Origin of the sequence: Bacillus sp. 007/AIA-02/001 (assembly GCF_004634455.1) — a bacterium.
GTDB classification, from domain to species: Bacteria; Bacillota; Bacilli; order Bacillales; family Bacillaceae_G; genus Bacillus_A; species Bacillus_A cereus.
This window is the reverse complement of sequence record NZ_SEIY01000008.1, coordinates 94,633-115,823: the sequence shown is the minus strand read 5'-3', so window position 1 is coordinate 115,823 and position 21,191 is coordinate 94,633. Positions and strand designations below refer to the sequence as shown.

The window sequence follows — 21,191 nt, the reverse complement described above, 5'->3', positions numbered from 1 at the left end:
AGAAAAGTAAATAAGGGGCACAGCAGATGAGATATTTTAATGAAAAATAGTTCAAAAAAGATAATAGTAACCGTTGACTACTATTATCTTTTTTCTTTAATTTATCGTAATATGTCTGAAACTCTAAGGGACGTGGTATGTCATTTCATCAAACAATGATTATATGCTGAGTGATGAATATAGAAATTTCAGCAGTAATTTTTGAAAAATAACATAAAAAACAAAACTATCTTTAAAAATGGAAAAAAACTATATAAATGTCAACTAATCTATGTACAAAAACGTTTACTTAATTTTGCATAAAATCACTCAACTTAGGAAGCTAAGTAGTTCTTCAAGGTCGATAAGAACACCTGTAGATGCTTCAGGATAACTACATAATTGTATGAGTAATGTACTTGAAACCTTTCGGTAAAACCATACACATAAGACAACTAACTCCTTTGTTCAATATTTACTTTTTCGCTGAACAAATTCTTTTTCTTGAGCAAAATATTCTAGGATATAAGGAGATTTTTCAATTAACTTGTTGTCTAGTTTATTGTCCAGCTCCAATTACTTCGTTACTTTCAGATTCAGTTCATTATATTTTGTACTTTGTCTTTATACACAACATATTCTTTACCATCCACTACTGCTACTACCGCAAATTCATCATTTGGATTGAATGAAAGCCAATCAGCCCACATGTTAGTATTAGCCCCTCCACTCCACATATTATGAACAGTGTTTTTAGTTAAATTCATAACTTTATAAGACGCATTTGGCGCATTTGTTCCAGTCTTTATTTCAAAAGTGTATGCGTTATGAATTTTTTTATAAAAGTAGAAAACGTTTGATGGACGAAGCTGATTCAAAAAATCCTGTTCTTTTTTCTCTGCAATTTTTATCCCTTCTTGCAAAGTGACAACATCTGTTTTTAATGTTTTCCAACTGTTTTTCGCTGCATTCAAGCTAGGGGTTAAGAATTTATATTTATTTTGATCAGCTTTTTGATCAGCTTTATCAATATGTCCCAGTACACCCGAATATTGAGAATCTAAATCCTCCCATTGCGTAGACATATAAGTAAGAGCAGTGATAGCACTATCAAGCATACTATGCATATCACTAATATTATGAAATGCAACTCCAACTACACGATTCAATGTTATTTTATAATCTACAGTCTGACGCAATTTTTCTAATTCAGGTTCTAGCCAACCTAACTTACCTCTTGCATCACCTATCATTATGCCACCAGCAATCAAGGTTGGAATAAAGGGGATTTTCACCATGTCTAAGCCCTTAGATTCTATGTCTTTCTGATATTTTACTTGTCCTAAAAGGTCCTCTAGACGCTTTTGGTCAGCCTCCACATCAGCACCTTGGTTTTTTAAAATCGATTGCAATGTCTCTTTATGACTTCCAAATGTTCTAACATCTTCTCCAATAGCATTTTTTAATTGAATTAATTCTTCTTTTAATGCTTTTGCAGACTTTTGATTTTGTTGAATTCCTCCCTGTAAATCTGTAATCCCTTTTTTTAAAGTATCTCCATTTCCAGTATTGATCGCCTCTACTAATGTTTCATAATAATTTTCAAATTTTATATCGTATTCTATAATGCCTGTCAATGTATCAAAAAGCTGTTTTTTTACTTGTGTATTCCATGTAACAGCATGTGCTCTTGCATTCTTTTGATCTTGTACAATTTTACTAGGTAAATCTGCATTTCCATTAATAGTTATTCCTTCAAAACTCACATCTGGATTATTAATTAGCAAATAAGAATATTCATTCATAGCTTTTGCAAATAAACCAGCATCTTGCAAAGCTTTTTTCATCTGTTCTTCATTTGCTGAAAGAGACATATTTTCAGTGTTCGTTTGTTCAATTTCAATTGCAAAAGTTTCTAGTGGTATGACTGCATAAGTAGTTGTTATAGTTAAAAACGCTGATACAGCGAGTAGTTTATGAGGGATTTTTTTCATCATTTCGTATTCCTCCTATATAAGGTATGGTTTCAAGTTCTAATCTTATTAAAAAGCGATGTCTTTCAAAATGAGTTCTACATCTTTTATCAGTATCGTTTGAACTTTCTTTAGCAGCCTTCAAATCATTAAGTATTAAAGAAAATGTATATAATCTGCTTCAAATTAACCGATTCTATTGCAAATTTTAAAAAAGCAATTAAACTACAAGGTTATTTTTTATTCGAATCATACTTATATATAATTGAAAGGCGAAGTCTTTAATGAGACTCCGCCTTTCTGTTATATAAGGATTTATTAATTATTACTTTTCTGTTTAACAGTGTAATCATAGACTTTCTATGTTTTAGTTCACTTTACAACAGAATTAATATTTCCCTATTTTTGTGGAGTAACAGTTTCCACTTTTAATTCCTTTATTCCTTCTTTTAATGTAACAGCATCTGTTCGTAATGTTTTCCAACTGTCTTTCGCTGCATTTAAATTAGGTTTTAAGAATTTAAATTTATTTTGATCGGCTTTTTGAGCTGCATTCTCAATATGCCCTAGAACGCCCGAATATTGAGAATCTAAATCATGCCACTGCGTGGACATATAAGTAAGAGCGTTAATAGCATCATCAAGCGCCTTGTGCATTTCATTAATATTACTGTAAGCAACTCCAACTACACGATTTAAGGTTACTTTATAATCCACGGTCTGACGTAATTCTGCTAATAAAGGCTCTAACTTACCTAAATTATCCCTTGCTACTCCCACTATGATACCGCCAATTATTGGTAGACCCAAAATAGCACCCTTCATTACATTAAACCCATCAGATTCTAATTGTTTATAATAGTTTACTGATCCTAATACTTCTTCTAGACGCTTTTGATCGGCATCAACATCTGCACCTTGATTTTTTAAAATTGACTGCAAGAGCTCTTTATTACTTCCAAATGCTCTAACATCGTGTCCAATAGAGTCTCTTAATTTAGTTAATTCTTCTATTAGTTGTTGTGCATACTTTTGATTTTGTTGAATTTCACCTCGTAAATCTGTAATCCCTTCTTTTAAAGTTTCTCCATCCCCTGTATTAATCGCCTCTATCATTGTTTCATAATAATTATCAAATGTTGTATCGTATTCAACAATACCATTCAGTGTATCTAAAAGCTGTTTTTTTACTTTCGTATCCCAAGTAACGGCATGTGCCCTTGCATTCTTTTGATCTTGTACGATTCTACCAGGTAAATCTACATATCCATTAATGGTAATTCCCTCAAAATTCACATCAGGATTCTTAATTAACATATAAGAATAGGCATTCATAGATTTTGCAAATAATCCAGCCTTTTGCAAGGTCTCTTTCATTCTCGCTTCATTTGCAGAAAGAGCCGTATCTCCATTATTCGTTTGTTCAATTTCACTTGCAAAAGTTGTTACTGGTGAAACTACATTAGCGGTTGTAATAGTTAATAGCGTCGATACAGCGAGTAATTTGTAAGGGATTTTTTTTATCATTTCATTTTCCTCCAATTTAGGTTTTAAATTTCAGTTCTACTCCTGTTTAAAAGCAATATCTTTTGAAATGAATTCTGCATCTTTATGAATATCATTCCAACTTTCTTTAGCGGCTTTTAAATCATCTGGTATTAAAGAGAATTTGTGGTCTTGCATAGAATCGATATTATCCAATAAATCTGTATAATTTGCGCCCATTGTATTCCATTGCTTTTGAATATTTGTTAGAGACAATATCGCTTGATCTACAGTCTGGTATAAATATGCCAATGTTTCTTTCGCGTTAGTAAGCGAAAGAACTGCTTGATTAGCACGATCTGCTTTCATACTTAATTCTCCGATTTTGTTAGAAATTTCATTATAGGAATCCATATGCTTAGATGCTGTGACACCAGCCGCAGTTCCTAGACCGATACCAGCTGCGCCAAGAGCCGAGAGTCCACCAACAACAGCCGGTGTTGCTGTACCGCCAGTTACAACAATAACTACCGCTCCTCCAATAGCTGCAATAACTAAAATAGCTGCTCCCAATCCACCACCAATTGACCATGCTAATACATCATCAAAATGTTTTTTCTGAGTAGAACGAAGTTGCTCAATTTCAGCTTGAAGTTGTGGAATCGTTGCCTGTTGACCTGCTAATATTGCAGTTAATCCACCTTTCCCATCCGGACCACCAACATTATTTTTAAAATCTGTAGAATTTTGATATAGTTTCCCTTTGAAGTCTTGTAGCATCTTAATCACATCTGTAACTTCTTTTGAATTTGTATTGATTGTAGTAATTAAATCATTTATACCCTCTTTTAGACCTGCCTTATCTTTCTTTTGTACAGTTTCTACTAATGTGTCGTAATAATTTTGAAATTGTTCATCGTAATTTACAATATTACGAGCAGTTTTTTGAATCTGTGGCTTCGCTGTATCTAACCAGTAATTCGCATTGATTCGTGACAGCTCTTGATTAAGGTGAATATTTTTGAGCAACTCTCCCCCCTCTGACCCTAAATCGATATTAGATAAATTTACATTTGGTTGCTTAATCATTGTTTTTGCGTATAAATCCATTACTAGAATATGAGACCCTGTTTCAGCCAATGCTTTCTTCAGTCCTTCGGGGCCTAATGCATAATTGCCTACTTTTTGTTCTTGAGCGGTCGTTTCTTGTGCAAATGCATGAATAGTGTTACCGGTAGTAGCAGTTATAACAGTTGCTAATGTAGCTAAAGTTAGTACTTTGAATGGAAATTTTTTCATGACTATTCTCCTTCTTTCGCTAAATGCTTATAATCTTTATGAATTCCCAGAAAACGCAATATTAAAATTTATATACTTGTTCTTCAAGGTAACTTATTACATTTTTTAATTGTCTTAATGTATCTTTTTGAGACTGCTCGTTAGTTGTATCAACATTAGTAGATAATTTTGTAATGCTATTTTTTATTAGATTTAAATCTTCTTTATAGCGCTTTAGTAGATCAAGTTCTACATCTACTTGATTTGCAAACGTATGCAAATCATTTTGTGTAAGAAGAAGCATTGATTTTTGTAAATCAGCTATTGATAATTTCGTTGTTAAATCATATATTTTTTGATTTTGTTTCTCTAAATCATCTAAATATGCTCGCTGTTCTGCTGTTAATTTATTTACTTCAGCAAAAACGCCAAATGTTTTCTTAATCTTTTCGGTATCAATGACCTTCATCAAGTCATACTCTTGTGTTTTTGCTGCGGCTGCGGCTGCTATTTCACCTTGTTTGCTTTTCTCAATTGCTTCACGAGCTGCTTTTTTTGCTGCTTCAATCTCTAGAGCAGTTTTACCTTGTTCTGTCGCTTCTTGCGCCGCTTTTTTCTCCGCTTCTAAAATAGAGTTGTTAATTTCTTTTCCTTTGTTATACGCTGCCACCCCTGCTTGAGCAGCCGGTTCAATAATTTCTTTTGAAAGACTATAAACTTCTTTGAATATAGCAAATCCCTGTTCATTTAAAGCCCCTGGTATTAATGCAATTTGCTGTAAATCATTTTGAATTGCTTTTTTGGTATTTAATATTTCATTTTTTAACTGATCTATTTTTCCTGTTCCATCTGTACTTAGTATGCCTTGCGCAGTTGCCACATTAGTATCAAAATCTTTTAATTTTTTATCAAGCTGTAATTTAAGATCTGTTAATTCATTGATTTGTCGTTGCGCATTTTCTTGATTCGTCATAGCCATTTCTTGAAGTACTTCAAGTCTATCCGAAAACCCTTCTCTATCTTCTTTATTGTCTACAAACGATTTTAATGTCGGGTAATAACTATTAAATTTTGTTACAAATCCTTTACTTTTTGAATTTAATAGAATTAACTGTGGATAGAGTTCCGATGACCATTCCTTCATATCTTGTTTGATTAGGAATTGATTGGTATTTAAAGCTGGGACTTCCTCTAGCTGTACATTAGGACTCATTAAAGATTGATCAATATACGTTTGGACTAATTTAGAATGCGCACCTAATTTTCGTAATGATGAAGAAATATCCATGTTTTCTTGTTGAGTTTCTGCTTGAACGATTGGTGTTGCGAGAGTATTGATAGGAATAGTTGCTCCAGTTACAATGGATGTTATTAAAAATCCTGTCATTATTTTAGTTTTCATTCCGTACACTCCTTTACCATTGTTTTTATAACTTAATTCATATAACTTGTACGACCGCTCTCTTTGTAAACTGGATAAGAAGGAGAAATCTTTCAGATACGTTAATATCGTTGTTTTTTACTTCTAATAGGATATAAGGATTTTATTTATCTCTCATTTCGATACTCTATTTTTTAAAATATAAATAACAAAAATTTATTAACTATATTTGAATCAGGCACCTTATGAGTAGTAAATTATTAATTCTTTCCTAAAGTTGCGGTTTAACTTACAGAATCGTGAGGATCAATAAACCAATGCTTACAGTTAATCTTGTCATAACATTGTTTAATTTCAATTTGATAATATCCCTCTTAGTTTTGTCAGCAAACTCCTTACTAGACAACAAAAGATGAAATTATACTGTACATTGCTTATACTTTTATTGCGGAATAACTTCACTTTTGTTACGCAGAAACTTAGAACACGTTTATTACCAATTTAATTCTTGACCTCTTGTAAATAAATTGACTATTTAGAAAATTACCAAAGACATAATGTTACTTACAACTTCACTATAATTCCTATTAGCGTAACCTTCTCCTTTCTGTCTGGTCATACCAGTTATGTTGTTCATTAAAACATTAAATTTTTAATGCGTAAATAGAAAAATTTTGTCGATTAAGCTCGATAATTTACTGTTAAATAAAAATATGAACCGAAAAAAATTATATAAATATAGTTATTTGTAAATTTCATTTCTGTAATTGTAATGATTACAAATTAATGTGTATACGGTTAAAAATAACTATTTTAGCTCAGCCAAGAAATTTTATTTTAGAAAAAATACTTATAGAATAATATAATAGGTCTTTTTATACTTTTTTACCTTTATTTAGTTATGTATAATTGCATAAAATGTAGATATATTTAGTAATATATGTTATATTGTTGATTTTTTTCAAAACATCCTAATATCATTATTAATAAATATCTAATATGAAGATATTAGTCTATAAACTTATCTTCGTTATAAACGTAGGTTTTAAATTACAAAAAAGCAGCAAAGCTTCCTTGGAACACTTCGCAGCCTTCTGTATTTTTATTCCCTTTAGCAAAATAACGGTTAGTGTATTTTTTCAAATTAACAATATGGTACAAAGATTTCCATTGAGCTTTTACTCACATATGTGTTTATAAAGTCTTCAAGAGCTATTTGTTTGAGCTGACATCAGACTAGTTTATCTGATTCAGAACTATACCGATAAAGTGCAACTTTAATCAGTGGGGGTTTTGTTCATCCCCACTGATTATTAGCCCACACCAATCGGGCTTTTACGGGCAGCCCGCCCCCCACCTAACTTCTTTGCTTTCGCTGAATTTTTAGATGGAGGTCTTACTGCCCGGCAAATAGCGGGATAAATTCAGCACATGATTGTTATTAAAAAAATAGATATACTTTGTTTCTCCATTATTTTTCTAACTCCTAAAAATTGAAACTGTTCCGCTAACAAGATAATATCTGGTTAATCTCATACGTCTATTTGAATACAAGTTCTTTTTCTAGACAAATCACAAACTCTTTCTAGAGTAATAAGTCCAGTATTTTCATCTTTTGGGATACTTACACCCATGTTTAAGTCTTTACATTGGAGACAGCAAATAACAAGCTTATATTATTGTATATTTTTCACGGTACTGCCTAGGAGTCATGCTAGTGATTTTTTTGAAAACTCTTATAAAATAACTTTGGTCATTAAAGTTAAGCCAAGCACAGATATCTGATAACGAATAAGTAGTGAGGGTTAATAATTTCTTTGCTTCTTCCACTCGTTCCCTTTGAATATATTCACTTAAAGTAATTCCCATTTCTTTTTTAAATAGTTTAGACAGATAAGTAGGCGTAATTTCTAAATGATTAGCAAGTTCATTCAAAGATATTCCATCGTAAACATTTTTATTAATATGTTTTATACATGTAGTAACCGCGTAAGAATACTTTTTTGCATTGTATTCTTTCACACGATCTGCAAAGGTGCGTAAAGCGTCCCCTGATAATCGCTTTACAGATTCTACATTATCTAATTGTTCTAGGGTTTGTATATATAAAATACTATGGGCAAAAGCAATATCTGGTGGCAGATTTCCTTCTATTGCATATCGAGTGGCTAAGGTAATCGCAATAATTCCAAGGTTTTTTTGATTCCTGAGCGGATCCTCTACTAGCATAAGTTCAACATCTTCTTGCGAAACCGCATACATATACTGTATTAACTTTTTTTTATTTCCTTCTTTGATAGTCGAAAAGAAATCATTTACTAATGCCATATTGTGCGTTTTAGGTTTGTTTTGTCGACGTTTTAAAATATATAAATCAGGTTTCACATTTTTATTAGGAGTTTCCTCTAGTACTTTATTTTTTTCCAAGACAATATCTACATCTAACCTTTCATTGAAAATCATGTAATGTAATAAAATTCCCATATCAATTAATGTAGTTTTTTTAATCTCAGATAAACACTGATAATAGGCAAGTCTTTCTTGAATGTTATCATTTGATTTAAATTCTTTCTGAAATTTTATGATCATATCATCTGAATCTTTTGAATGTATAGTAGGACCGATTATAATAGTCCCTTTAATATCATCATGATTTTCTATATGAATTAGAACAAAATTTTCAAGATAGTTGTTGCTTCGAAAAAGTGGCAAGTTACAGGGATCGTTTTCTTGATAAATATCACTAAGATGTTCTTCTTTTGAAGAATAAAAAGGACTACAAACATTATCAGATGTAGAATGATATAAAATTTTTCTGTCTGCAGATAAAATATGTACAGGGGCATTAAATGCTTTATGTGCAAGATCACACAAGTGTTGTATATCGATAGAAGTATTCATTACATTCTCCTTTATAGATCCATAAAATATATTTTGTTATATATAATTCACGACAAATAATACTATAAAATATCAAATTAGTACAATTCACAACAAAATATTACTATATCTTTTTTATAAAAATCATATATTATTTAATTGTAGTTAGCATCTAAATATCAGAGTAGATAAGTAAAGGAAATACACTAAGTTCTTTTCTTAATTCTACAAAATATAATTATTGAACTTGAGAAAACAGTGAAGTACTTCAAAATACAGTGGTAGTCAATGCGAGGACCAAGCTGGAAAAAGATTTAAAATAAAGCGAAAGTAACAGGAGATACTGTACCACCGTAAGAAACAACAGTCAAAGTTCCAATTCAATCATTTATACAAATTGAATTCAAAAAATAAATACTGCTAATTTAAATGTGAAACTGAAAAACTATTTTGCTCCAAATTTTAGAAAAAGATAATAAAGAAGTTGTGAAATTGGAAACAGATGAAAGCGATACGGCTATTTTTGAAGCACTATGCTTTGAAAAGTACAAGGTGGAGGAAACTCAAGTACTCAATTAAATATTTAATTGAGAGAAAGGTCTTTTCATCAACTAAAAATAAAAAACGAATGGAATATTCAAAAACATGACACTATATTACTGGTCGTAACAATAGTTTTACTTTCCACAAAAGAGGAAAAAATATATAGACTTTACAAATACTAAGAATAGCAAACTAGCTAGTTTTATTACCGCATCACATAAAGTGAAACTTTAATCAGTGGGGGTTTTGTTCATCCCCCACTGATTATTAGCTCTCACCAATCGGGCTTTTACGGGCAGCCCGCCCCCCACCTAACTTCTTTGGCTTCGGCTGAATTTTGAGGTGGAGGTCTTACTGCCCGGCAAATAGCGGGATAAACTTATTATTAATTTCCAAATACAATAGTTGTTAATCAACAAAAAAACTTCAATAATTAAGGTGCACAGTAAATTGACCTCAAAACAGTAATTACTACAATATCAGTTTTTACTTATTCTATAAAAAAGAAATATCACTTAATGATTATTATTTTATATCGATTTAGACATAGAACATTTTATTATATCGGCTTAAGTATTATGGAATTAAAATTGCAAATAACACCAAAACTCTTTTAAGGGCTCGTACATCATTCGTATCAGGTTGATTATCTTTTGATACCTATGTCATTAACACAAATAAAAAAGTTTATTACAAAGGAATCTGAGAGGTTTTTTCAATTTCGAAATTTATTTTTTTGTAAATTAAAGGAAAAATAATCCATATATACGGATTATTTTCTTAGTGTACTCTGTATTGACCTGTTAACTGTTTTTCAGCCATTCGAACTAAGCGTTTTGTAATCTCTCCACCGATCCGAACCATTTGCAGATGATGTGATGTATCAGGTCCCAGTGTGACTCCTAGTTCAAAAGCAATTTCATACTTCATTTGCTCGATAGTACTTGTAGTAGCAGAAATAAGAATTTCATTTGTATTACTTTCGCATCTTTGAATATTTATAAATAACATGTACCTAATTATGCTATTTACGCATGAGTAACCTAATTTATTCCAGTATTTTTATAGGAACCCTTTCCCTCCCCTTATTCCACCAATTAAATTTGAAACACAAATGTACATTGCATTTCAATATAACAATAAAAGCTACAAAAGCAACGAATTTACTATTTTAAAGTTAAGTGTTTAACCTTGAAGTACTTAAATTCTTTTTTCCAGATAAAGCATACATTATATCTTGATGTTTTATTGTCCTCTTATAATTATGTGGTATCGGGAATTTATTTCGGTGTTCTTTTATTATAATTAAAGTTTGAAGTTCTATGTTCAATACTTTTGCGAGGACATGATAGTTATATCCATTGTTTAACAGAGAAATTATGTCATAAAACATAGTTTTTCCACCCACTAATTTTACTAATTTATTCTTTAACTCATCCCCTTTTTCTTTAGCTTCATCAATTTCTAACAACATAGATTTTTTATTTGTCTGCTTAATGTATTGAGTATACAACTCTGGGAATTCTTTTTGTACTTCTTTGTTTAATACTGGTTTATATTTAATCATATAAGTAACTTGTAACAATGAGCGTTTTAACAAACTATCTTCAATGAGATACGCTACTTTATTAAATAAATGGACATATTCCTCAATATTGGAATAACTATTAAAATGAGCTAATACTCTACTTTTTATACTAAAAGCCTTGCCTACATAAATAATATTGTCATTATAATCTTTAATGAAATAAATACCACTGTCAGTTTTTTTCAATTTATTATCTAATTCTTCTATACTCATAAAATGCAATTCACTCATACTTCTCTCTCCTTAGCAGTTTTAAATCGTAAAAAACAAGCAAGGTTTCTAAAAAAGTACTTAGCTGCCCTAGCATCTCTAATTTTATCTCTTGCTAAATGTCAAAAAACTGTTTCTATGTTCCTCAACTATCAATATGATTATTAATAAAATTTTCTATCGTTATTATCTCGCAATTTTATCATGTAATTTCGAGATCGTTTCCTCATTTAAATTACTGTGTTTTATCGAATAAAGGAAATATATTACTACCCCAATAGTAATCCAAATACTAAAGTACACCCATGTCCTTAACGGTAAATTTAGCATTAAAAACACACAGCATACAATTGCAACGCATGGTAATACAGGTACAAAAGGTACCATAAATCCACGTTTTAAATTTGGGTGTGATTTACGTAGAATAATAACTGATAGACAAACTAACGCAAACGTCACCAAACTACCGATATTAACTAAATTAACTAATTCTTTCAAATCAATAAACCCAGCTATTATAGAGCTCCCTATTCCTGCCAATCCAGTTATAAAAGTGGGTGCTCCAGTTTTCTTATTAACTTTCGCAAATGATTTCGGTAACAATCCATCACGACTCATTGCAAAGAATACTCGTGTTGCCGCATACATATTGGAAAAAATAACAGCCATAAGGCCAATTACAGCACCTGCAGCAATTGCACCAGCGACTTTTCCTTGTCCTACAACTTCCATTACATAAGCCATCGCCTCAGGAACATTTAATTCTTTATAAGAAACCATTCCTGTCATAACAAGGCATACCATAACATAAATAATTGTACATATGATTAATGATGCAATAATACCGATTGGAAGATTACGTTTCGGATCTTTTACTTCTTCTGCTGAATTTGCTAATATATCAAAACCCGTAAAAGCGAATAAAATAGCTGCTCCACCCGTAAAAACTCCACTTAAACCGTATGGTGCAATTGGTATCCAGTTCATTGGTTTTACATAGAATATACCAACCGTAATAAACAACAAAATCATTCCAATTTTAATCAATACCATTGTATTATTGATTCGTTTACTTTCCCTCGTACCACGGGATAACATCCATGCTAATATCAATGTAATGATTACTGCTGGTAGATTCACAATACCACCATGCGAAGGAATCGTTACTAGAGCTTTAGGTATCTCTAATCCAAATCCCTTTATTAAATTGTGGAAATAGCCTGTCCATCCAGCAGCGACAGCCGCTGTTGCCACGATATATATTAATAGCAATGACCAACCTACTAGATGAGCAACAAACTCACCAATTGTTGCATATGAGTATGTATATACACTACCAGACGCCGGGAGTGTAGAAGCAATTTCCGCGTAACATAATGCTATAAATCCACATATAATTGCTGCAAGTATAAATGAAAAAACAACTGCTGGGCCAGCATTTCTTGCTGCTACTAATCCAGTTAACACAAGAACGCCCGTTCCAACTATCGAGCCTACCCCTAACATAATTAAATCAAATGCTCCTAATGTTTTCGTTAAAGTCTTGCTTTGATTATGCTCTAACAATTGTGTAACGGATTTCTTTTTTAGTAAATTACTCATATTTTCTGTATCCCCTTTAAAATAAGGTTTATTCTTCTCGTTAGTGTTGTATATAAATTTACTTAGTTATTAACTAGCCTCATAATATTTCTTTTACATTAAATAGATTTAAAATATTATATAAATTCGCTTCTCACTTACTAGTTAAACTAGACATTTCCATAGATTTTTGCGTACAACGTTTCATAGCTGAAATGATAGCTGTTCTTAAACCTTTTTCTTCTAGCGTTACTACAGCCTCTATCGTCGTTCCACCTGGAGAACAAACCATATCCTTCAATTCACCTGGATGTATTCCTGTTTCCAATACCATTTTTGCAGAACCTAATACAGCCTGAGCAGCAAATTTATAAGCTTGTTTTCTCGACATACCGCCAAGTACAGCAGCATCTGCCATGGCTTCTATAAACATATACACATATGCTGGAGAAGAACCACTAATAGATGTAACAACATCCATTAGTTTTTCATTTATAACCTCCGTCTGGCCGAAAATATTAAATATGTTCAGTACCTCTTTTATATCTTTTTCTGTAACCATTTCATTAAAACATAACGCAGACATTCCTTCTCCAACAAGTGCCGGTGTATTAGGCATTACTCTAACAACTTTTAACTTTCTACCAAATTCATTCTCAGTGCTCTTAATACTTTTTCCTGCAGCAATAGTTACAACGATTACATCATTTTTTATTTGATCTTTTATTTGGTTAATTACCGATGAGTATAAATCTGGTTTGATTGATAAAATTAAAATGTCAGCGCTGTTAGCGACTTCATTGTTGTTAGTAGTTATAGTTATGCCATATTCATTACTAGCATTTTTTAAATTAATAACATTTAAATCTGAACAAATTATTTGATCTGGAGAAACTATATTTTTTTTAATCATCCCACCTATCATAGCAATACCCATGTTTCCACATCCGATGAATCCTATTTGTTTATTCATAATAATTTGCTCTTGCTCCTTCTACTCTAAATTTTATTGATTTTGAAATTATTATTCTAAATAAGGGCTATTACAATTACTTGGTTTATCAATAGAATTTCAAAATTCTCCTTCCTATATAGAGCTTACATATACCTCTAATAACTTCTTTGCTTTCGCTGAATTTTGAGGTGTGGGTCTTACTGCCCGGCAAATAGCGGGATAAAATCATTTCTTTAATCTATAATAAGAAGGACATAAAAAAACAAAAAGTTACAAAAATTTTCAAATTAAAACTTTTATAACTTTTTGTTTTGATGTAAATATAATTTCAATTAATGTATCTCACCGTTTTAAACTTGACGCTCCATAATCTTGTATAGTTACATTTATATGATATTTAATCGGTACTTTACTAAATGTTTGATCCCAATCTTTTTTGACTTTCTCCCATGTTCTCGGGTGTTTAATTCTTAATTGGTTGCCAAAACCCGCAATATCGACTTGGTATTCTTTTTGTATTTTTTTTGTAACATGATGTACTAAGTGCTTTACTTCTTTTTCAATAGCTTTTTCTTCCCTTTTTAAAAATTCATTTTCAAAATCTTTTCCTGATTGCATCCAATTTTCAGACAAACGCCCTTCTGATTCAATGTTTACATCAAAGGAAATATTATTTCCGTTAACATGTGGTATGATTTTGCTTTTTATTGACTTTATTTCGTATATAATGAGTTTCTTTGATTCTTTATCAAAAGTTTTTACCACACCACCATTCCTTTTTCCATTTATCCATACTACTCCTTCCAATTCCTGTTCATTTAAAAAGCCCATCAACTTTTTTGTCTTCCCTTTAATTACAGCAGCTCCTGCAAATTTTGTTTCCCCTTTTATCGAGATTACATTTTGCAAAAGAAAACTGGACCCTGACCGCATCTTTCCTTCCAATTTAGCGAGCGATACAGGAGGTAAAATCCTTGTTGTTCTATTTCTATTATCTGCAATTCCAGACAAACGAAATGCTGGGATTTCTCCTTTTTTGTTTGATTCCAGTACCTCCTTCGCTAGACCCTTGCTAATTAAGAGCATACAGCTAAGCCGAACTTCATTGTCACGGAGATACTGTTCAAGTAATTGTTCTAAACTGAATGTACGTACAAGACTATCACTAATAACAATGTTTTTTAAATGTGGGCTGAACATTGTGCTCTCTCTTTTCAATGAAAACTCACGAACAATTTGATGAATGGAATCACCGGTCTCAGAAACATTTATATAACGTTTTTGTTGTCCATTTCCTTTACTTTGTGCTTGCGAACTAACAATTTGATAAGTAGCTGTTATAAGATTTCTTTTAGGATAACCTCCTTCCTCATCCTCTTTCTCAATTGTTGAATCCTTCCCTTTATCTAGTGCTATACCTGCAGTTAAACTCAACTCTTCTACTTCTTTACTGCTCCAACATCCTGTTAAAAATAGAAGCAAAAGCGTCCATAACAAAGCCAAATAGAACCGCATATAATTAAATTTATTTTTCACACTACTTCTCCTTTTAATCGCGTAATAATAAGAAGAAGCAGTGGCAGTAAACCAAATAAAAATAAAGCAGCATTACCGAGCATATCCCCCAATTTAAGCAAGTCATTTATATTTTTCGAAGTCATAGCAATGATGTAAATGATTGGAATCAAAGCAAAAATAAACGGATGAATTCCCTTTTTAAAGAGTTGTGCTAATCCTAATGCAGCTGCATAATAACTAATCGTATAGGTAGCAAATATTTGCATAATCCATATTACAAGCAATAAAGATTCAAAACGTTCAAATATCAATCCAGAAATTTCAAAACTGCGCATAAGATCAATTGTCGGCCATGTTCTTGTTACAACCCCATCAATTGATAATGCACCAATGACCATTACAACAGTTATTACATAAAAGATTAACGGAATAGAAATTCCAACTAAAATAGCTTTTACTGCTTTATTTCGTTGTTCCATAAATACCAAAAGAATTAACATAATTTCAGGACCTGTATATGCGAGAGACGTTGTTTTTATCCCATCTAACACTGGTTTAATCCCCAAACCCAATACGGGACGGAGATTATCTATCTCGAATATTCCGATGCTCATAAAGGAAATGATTAAAAAAATAAAAACAGTAATAGGAAATATTATTTCAAACATCCGTGCAATTGAATTAATACCACTCATAATCAAATAGAGACCTATCCACATAAAAGGCATAACAATAGCCCATGTGGGGGTTCCTTCGAGCAAAAAAAAGCTTATTACTTCTGCCATTGAACGAATTTGAAATGCTGAAGTTGTAAGAAAATACCCTATAATAAGAAAACTAAGCAACCTGCCTATCCATTTCCCTACAATATCTTGACTGTATTGGTAAAATGTTTTTTCTGGAAACTGCTGACTTAATTTGACCATAATTACTCCTGAAACCATTGCCAGTATTCCACCTAATATCACACTTAGCCATACATCTGGTGTTTTCACTTTTTCCACAGATGCTCTGGGCAAAGTGAGGATTCCTGTCCCAAGTATGTAATTTACAATAATAACAACTGCTTGCGAAGTTGTTATTCGGTCTTTAAGTTTAGTAATCACTGAAGGCCACTTCCTTTCGTCATCAGCTACCTTTTGCGGATATTTTTTTTAGTATGCATTATTTTTGGTCGACGTCTCATTATTTTTAATGGCATGCGAACCATAAAATCTTTCCAGTCACTAAATCGATATGGAACAGCAGGACTGGTATAAGGAACGCCAAAACTTTTCAGTTTCACTAAATGACTGCAAAGTAAAAGAAAGAAGAGAATAACTCCATACAAGCCAAATATCGCAGCACAAAACATAGCTATAAAACGAAGAATGCGTAACGTAATTCCTACACTATATTGCGGAATAGTAAAAGAAGAAATAGCTGTTACCGCAACAACGATAACCATTATTGGACTAACAATTCCTGCTTCTACGGCAGCCTGACCAATTATTAAACCACCCACAATTCCCATTGCAGGCCCAATCGGTTTAGGCAGACGTAAACCTGCTTCTCGCAAAACTTCGATAGCTACTTCCATAATTAACGCTTCTATTAAAGCGGGAAAAGGAACTCCTTCTCGCGATCCGATAATAGAAATAGCGAGCTTAGTGGGAATTAATCCTGGATGAAATGAAATAAAAGAAATATATAGTGCTGGGGCAAATAATGAAACAAAAGCTGTCATGAAGCGTAATAAGCGGAGAAGCGTACCAGGAAGCCACCTTTCATAATAATCTTCTGGTGATTGCAGCAGCATACTAAATGTAACTGGAGCAATTAAAACAAATGGTGTTCCATCTAACAAAATAGCTACTCGACCTTCCATTAAAGCACTAATAACACGATCAGGTCGTTCTGTATTTTGAATCTGCGGAAAAGGACTGAGATAATTATCTTCAATAAGTTGCTCTATATAACCAGATTCGAGTACACTGTCTATGTCAATTTTCTGAATTCTGTTTTTTATTTCATCCACCAATTCTGTACTAGCAAGATCTTTAATAAATGCGACAACTAACTCTTTCTTTGCACGTTCTCCTACTGGTAGCTTTACTAATGATAAGTTCTCATCCGCACAGTGTCGTCGCAAAAGTGAGGTATTATCACTCAATACTTCAGTAAAACCGACCCGTGGCCCTCTGACTAATGCCTCCGATACTGGTTCTTCAATATTTCGTTTATTTGCTTTTGTTGTACCAAGAATAAACACATCTGCTAAACCATCAATTAAAAGAGCTGTTGAACCTATCAATACTTTGGGTATTAAATCTTTTATGTAATGGACTTCTGCTACTTCACTAATTGTAAGAACTTTATTTTTAATATATTCTTTTGAAACAGTCCCCTCCACATAAGAAGATTCATTTTTATATTCATCAGAAAAATCATCCATTAGTAATTTCATAATATGTTTGTCAATTATCTCTTTATCTGATAGACCATCAATAAAAACGATCCCAGCTTGAATATCTGTGCGTCCAATATTAAACTTCCGAAAGCGAACATCAGAATTATGTCCGATTTGTTGCTTTATAAGTTCTAAGTTAGAGGCAAAATCATTTGTGAAATGAACGTTTGCATTTTGAGATGGTTTATGCTCTTGTTTCGTTTTACTTTGAATATTATTTTTTTTCACTTGTTTGTCTCTTGACTTCCACCAACTCATTCTTCCCACTCTTTCTCTGACATACGAACCCAATGAAAAAATCTTGAGATAGTATACGGAATTAAAAACAAGATAAAAGCTTGTACAAAGACTTTCCAATCTGGAAGATAAGAAGTAATTATGTTCCACATTTTTATCACCCAATTTATATACTCTGCTAGGATTGAGATTTCTAAAAAACGATATGTACTTAATAAAAAATAACGATAAGATTAAAGAGCAGAAAAGCGAAACATTATGCTTATTTAGTACAAATAACCTAATTAGTATAAAAACATTTCTGACCTAAAATACCATTTCCAATTATAATTTGTTAAATATTATCTCCTTTTCCCTTATTTATATGCCCGCATTTGAATTCCAAATAATATAAGGATCAATGATATTTCCTCTTAAAGAAAAAAAGATGCTAGAAGATAGCATCTTTTTTAAATTCAACTTACTATGTAGTTATATTTTATTTTGGAAATACTCGTTTTTTTAATGAATATTAATGTTTAAAAAAATAAAAAATACATATTCTTTTGTTCTAAGTTCACGCACTTCTACCAAATCGATACGGAATTTTCTGATTTTAAAACTAATATGAAATAAAGGAGAATACTCTCTTAGAAAGACTATATAAAACAAATAACTTTAAAACAACTATCAATCTATTAATTGAAAATGATAATGAGCAAGAGTTTATCATCTTAACTCCAAGTGTATTCGTTTTGCTTCAAAATAAAGAACTTGAATAAATTTTTTCGTATCAATACGAGCAGGTAATGTTGGTTCATTATTCAATTCTGTCATCTTTCTCCTTACGGTAGTAAAATCAAAAAATCTAGAAGCATAATTTTCGAACTTCGGGTTTAAAAAATCAGTAAGTCCAAGGGATGCTAAATGGTTTAATGATTGATAAATTGCTCTCCGAATCCGTTGTTTGGAAGCTTCTATGAACCTTTTTAATTCGGCATCTTCAGCTGAATCCCCAAGTTTTTTTTGAGCCAAATTCATAAAAATCTCTTTTAGTGAGGGAAAGCCTTGGTCCAACGTGTTATTTTGTTCATATTTATATAAATAATCTAGCATATCCATTAAATCTTTACTTCCACTTTCACTGGCTATTCCTAATTCAGACAAAAGAAAATGAATGGAATTTTGAAAATGATTAAAAGTATTTAAATGTTTTTCATTACGGTATTTTTCTTGCGCACTTGAATTACTATCCAATTTTAGTACCATATTAAGCGATTCTTGAATGTTTTTTATCGATTTTTCCAAACGAATTCGTTCAATGACTTTCCGAACAACTGTTAATACTTCAATCCGGTTAATTGGCTTAATAATATAGTATTCAACACCAAGCGAATAAGCTTCAGCAATTAATTCTTTTGATTCTACTTGAGAGACCATGATGATTTTCCCTTTAAACGAAGGTTTTATTTGACGGATTGTTTTTATTCCATCTTGAATCGGCATTAACAAATCGATAAATAAAATGTCTATATTTTTAAGGATTAGCATTTGTTGCTCTAAAGATAAACCATCCTCAGCTTCTCCTATAACCTCCCCAAGATCTTCATCCTCGATAATTTGAGCCAACATTGAGCGAACCGCTTTTTCATCATCTACTATATAAAAATACATAGAATCACCCTTTCGAAATTATATGATCAATCCCTAATCTAATTATAAAAATTGATCCTTTTCCTTCGGTTCTGTCCTCAAGCGTAACATCACCTTCAAGTTGTTCGACCATTTCTTTAACATACGATAATCCGATACCTGTCGATGGGTTGCCTAAATCATCATATTTAGAAGTAAACCCAGGCTCAAAAATTGAATCTTTATATTTTGAAGAAATACCAGGACCATTATCGCCTATTTGAAATTCAACAAAATGGTGGTCTTTATTAATGTGAATTGTGATGGTTCCCATACCTTGGATAGCTTCTACAGCGTTTGTAACGATATTATTTATAATAGATAAGATTGTGTAAATATGATAATGAGAATGCACACCATCAATTTTATACACAAATTGGATGTCTTTCTCTAGCAACCGTGCATATTTCGTATTTGCCCGTATAATGATATTTACTAGTTCATGTACAGACATATAATCTGTAAAACTTTCATCAGAAATTAGTTTTGAAAGTCCCGCAAAAATACGTTGGTTATCCTTTTTAACGTCATGGACCTCACCAGCAATTTGTAGTGCCTGTTGCCTTAAATCCCCAAACTGAAAATCCATCTGTTTGTGCTCAAAAGAGTCTAAGGTTTTATATAAATCATAGGATTTTTTTGTTATATTCTCAGCATCTTGTAATGTTTTCTTTAAATGAACAGCATCTTCATATAAATTAGAGATAAGCATGAGCATGTGTTCATTTTGCTTCTTTATATGTCTCTCCCTTGATTGCGCTTCATACAATTTCATCATATTGAAAAAGCTTAGAACTATAAAACTATGGGAACATGCGATAACAATAATCTCATTTATTGCCTCGGATGTGATCGATGTTTTTAATACGAAATATTGAATCATTAATTCCACACAGTCTGACAGTATTTCAATCATGCAACCAATAAAACCAATCATTAGTGGTTGATGATAAAAACGTTTGATTTTTGCTAAATGAAAGAGATACGAATAAGTAAAATAAAAGAAAAAACTAGGATAGTGAGTATGAAAAGCGGCTAGCCAATCCATATTTCCCTTTATAATGACATCCATTGAGATACGAAATACTACAACGACTATCGCTGTTAAAAAACCCGGTAAAAATGCTGGAATTCGTCGAAACAATAACAAAAAAAAGAAAAATGTTGGTGCGCCAAAGCTCATTCTAAATGTTTCATTTAAAGGAAATGACTTTATTTCACCTACTAAGGGTACTGTAAGTATCATTAAAACGAGAATATAGATGTCTTTTTTTACTAAATTACTAAGATTCAAAATAATCACTTCTCACTTTCGCCTAACAGTCAGTATACAAACCTATTTGCATTAATACAATACTTACTCTATTTTTTTCAAAAACTGATAAATAAGATATAAACGAAAGCATTATAGATTGTGAGTATTCATTACACCCTTCTACTTTAGAAAGATACTTTATAACTCA

At 31.8% G+C, this 21,191-nt stretch carries 15 protein-coding genes and 1 pseudogene; 1 reads left to right on the top strand and 15 read right to left on the bottom strand.

Annotated features, from left to right (window positions below; genetic code table 11):
- Positions 1 to 327: 327 nt before the first annotated feature.
- The 6 genes and pseudogenes from ES895_RS29795 to ES895_RS17120 all read right to left on the bottom strand — a co-directional run.
- A pseudogene (locus tag ES895_RS29795) lies at positions 328 to 555 on the bottom strand (hypothetical protein); the annotation flags it as partial.
- A 20-nt stretch (positions 556 to 575) separates the two neighbouring features.
- Positions 576 to 1,976 (bottom strand): hemolysin BL regulatory component HblB, encoded by a 1,401-nt coding sequence (hblB, locus tag ES895_RS17140; RefSeq protein ID WP_000976139.1) that lies wholly within the window; start codon positions 1,974 to 1,976, stop codon positions 576 to 578.
- 375 nt (positions 1,977 to 2,351) lie between these two features.
- A complete protein-coding gene (hblA, locus tag ES895_RS17135) occupies positions 2,352 to 3,479 on the bottom strand; it encodes a hemolysin BL binding component B (protein ID WP_000591969.1) in 1,128 nt (375 codons plus the stop codon).
- 36 nt (positions 3,480 to 3,515) lie between these two features.
- Entirely contained in the window at positions 3,516 to 4,736 is a 1,221-nt protein-coding gene (hblD, locus tag ES895_RS17130) for a hemolytic enterotoxin HBL lytic component L1 (RefSeq protein WP_000714435.1), read from the bottom strand.
- Positions 4,737 to 4,797: 61 nt separating this feature from the next.
- Positions 4,798 to 6,117 carry a hemolytic enterotoxin HBL lytic component L2 gene (gene hblC / locus ES895_RS17125; RefSeq protein ID WP_000850227.1) on the bottom strand — a complete coding sequence of 440 codons (1,320 nt, stop codon included), beginning with the start codon at positions 6,115 to 6,117 and terminating at the stop codon, positions 4,798 to 4,800.
- Positions 6,118 to 7,767: 1,650 nt separating this feature from the next.
- Positions 7,768 to 8,997, bottom strand: a complete 1,230-nt coding sequence (locus ES895_RS17120; RefSeq protein ID WP_098204761.1) for a helix-turn-helix domain-containing protein — start codon at positions 8,995 to 8,997, stop codon at positions 7,768 to 7,770.
- A 429-nt stretch (positions 8,998 to 9,426) separates the two neighbouring features.
- On the opposite strand from ES895_RS17120, the gene ES895_RS17110 reads away from it, so the two are divergent.
- Positions 9,427 to 9,555: a peptidase gene (locus ES895_RS17110; protein ID WP_135238516.1), complete on the top strand. Its 129-nt coding sequence runs from the start codon at positions 9,427 to 9,429 to the stop codon at positions 9,553 to 9,555.
- Positions 9,556 to 10,299: 744 nt separating this feature from the next.
- Here ES895_RS17110 and ES895_RS17105 read toward each other — a convergent pair.
- The 9 genes from ES895_RS17105 to ES895_RS17065 form a co-directional block, all read right to left on the bottom strand.
- On the bottom strand, positions 10,300 to 10,530 hold the full coding sequence (locus ES895_RS17105; protein ID WP_000897397.1) for an alpha/beta-type small acid-soluble spore protein: 231 nt from the start codon (positions 10,528 to 10,530) through the stop codon (positions 10,300 to 10,302).
- 166 nt (positions 10,531 to 10,696) lie between these two features.
- Positions 10,697 to 11,338, bottom strand: a complete 642-nt coding sequence (locus tag ES895_RS17100; protein ID WP_001292169.1) for a nucleotide excision repair endonuclease — start codon at positions 11,336 to 11,338, stop codon at positions 10,697 to 10,699.
- Positions 11,339 to 11,503: 165 nt separating this feature from the next.
- Positions 11,504 to 12,919 (bottom strand): amino acid permease, encoded by a 1,416-nt coding sequence (locus tag ES895_RS17095; RefSeq protein WP_135238515.1) that lies wholly within the window; start codon positions 12,917 to 12,919, stop codon positions 11,504 to 11,506.
- 133 nt (positions 12,920 to 13,052) lie between these two features.
- Entirely contained in the window at positions 13,053 to 13,871 is an 819-nt protein-coding gene (proC, locus tag ES895_RS17090) for a pyrroline-5-carboxylate reductase (protein WP_048568447.1), read from the bottom strand.
- 324 nt (positions 13,872 to 14,195) lie between these two features.
- A complete protein-coding gene (locus ES895_RS17085; protein ID WP_000790799.1) occupies positions 14,196 to 15,389 on the bottom strand; it encodes a Ger(x)C family spore germination protein in 1,194 nt (397 codons plus the stop codon).
- Positions 15,386 to 16,477 (bottom strand): spore germination protein, encoded by a 1,092-nt coding sequence (locus ES895_RS17080; protein ID WP_135238514.1) that lies wholly within the window; start codon positions 16,475 to 16,477, stop codon positions 15,386 to 15,388. The genes ES895_RS17085 and ES895_RS17080 overlap by 4 nt, the downstream gene beginning before the upstream one ends.
- 26 nt (positions 16,478 to 16,503) lie before the next feature.
- Positions 16,504 to 18,078 carry a spore germination protein gene (locus ES895_RS17075; protein WP_048568446.1) on the bottom strand — a complete coding sequence of 525 codons (1,575 nt, stop codon included), beginning with the start codon at positions 18,076 to 18,078 and terminating at the stop codon, positions 16,504 to 16,506.
- A 687-nt stretch (positions 18,079 to 18,765) separates the two neighbouring features.
- Positions 18,766 to 19,710 (bottom strand): response regulator, encoded by a 945-nt coding sequence (locus ES895_RS17070; RefSeq protein WP_000274075.1) that lies wholly within the window; start codon positions 19,708 to 19,710, stop codon positions 18,766 to 18,768.
- 4 nt (positions 19,711 to 19,714) lie between these two features.
- The gene (locus ES895_RS17065; protein WP_098881880.1) at positions 19,715 to 21,031 is read right to left on the bottom strand and encodes a sensor histidine kinase; all 1,317 of its coding nucleotides are present in this window, start codon (positions 21,029 to 21,031) and stop codon (positions 19,715 to 19,717) included.
- Positions 21,032 to 21,191 lie beyond the last annotated feature (160 nt).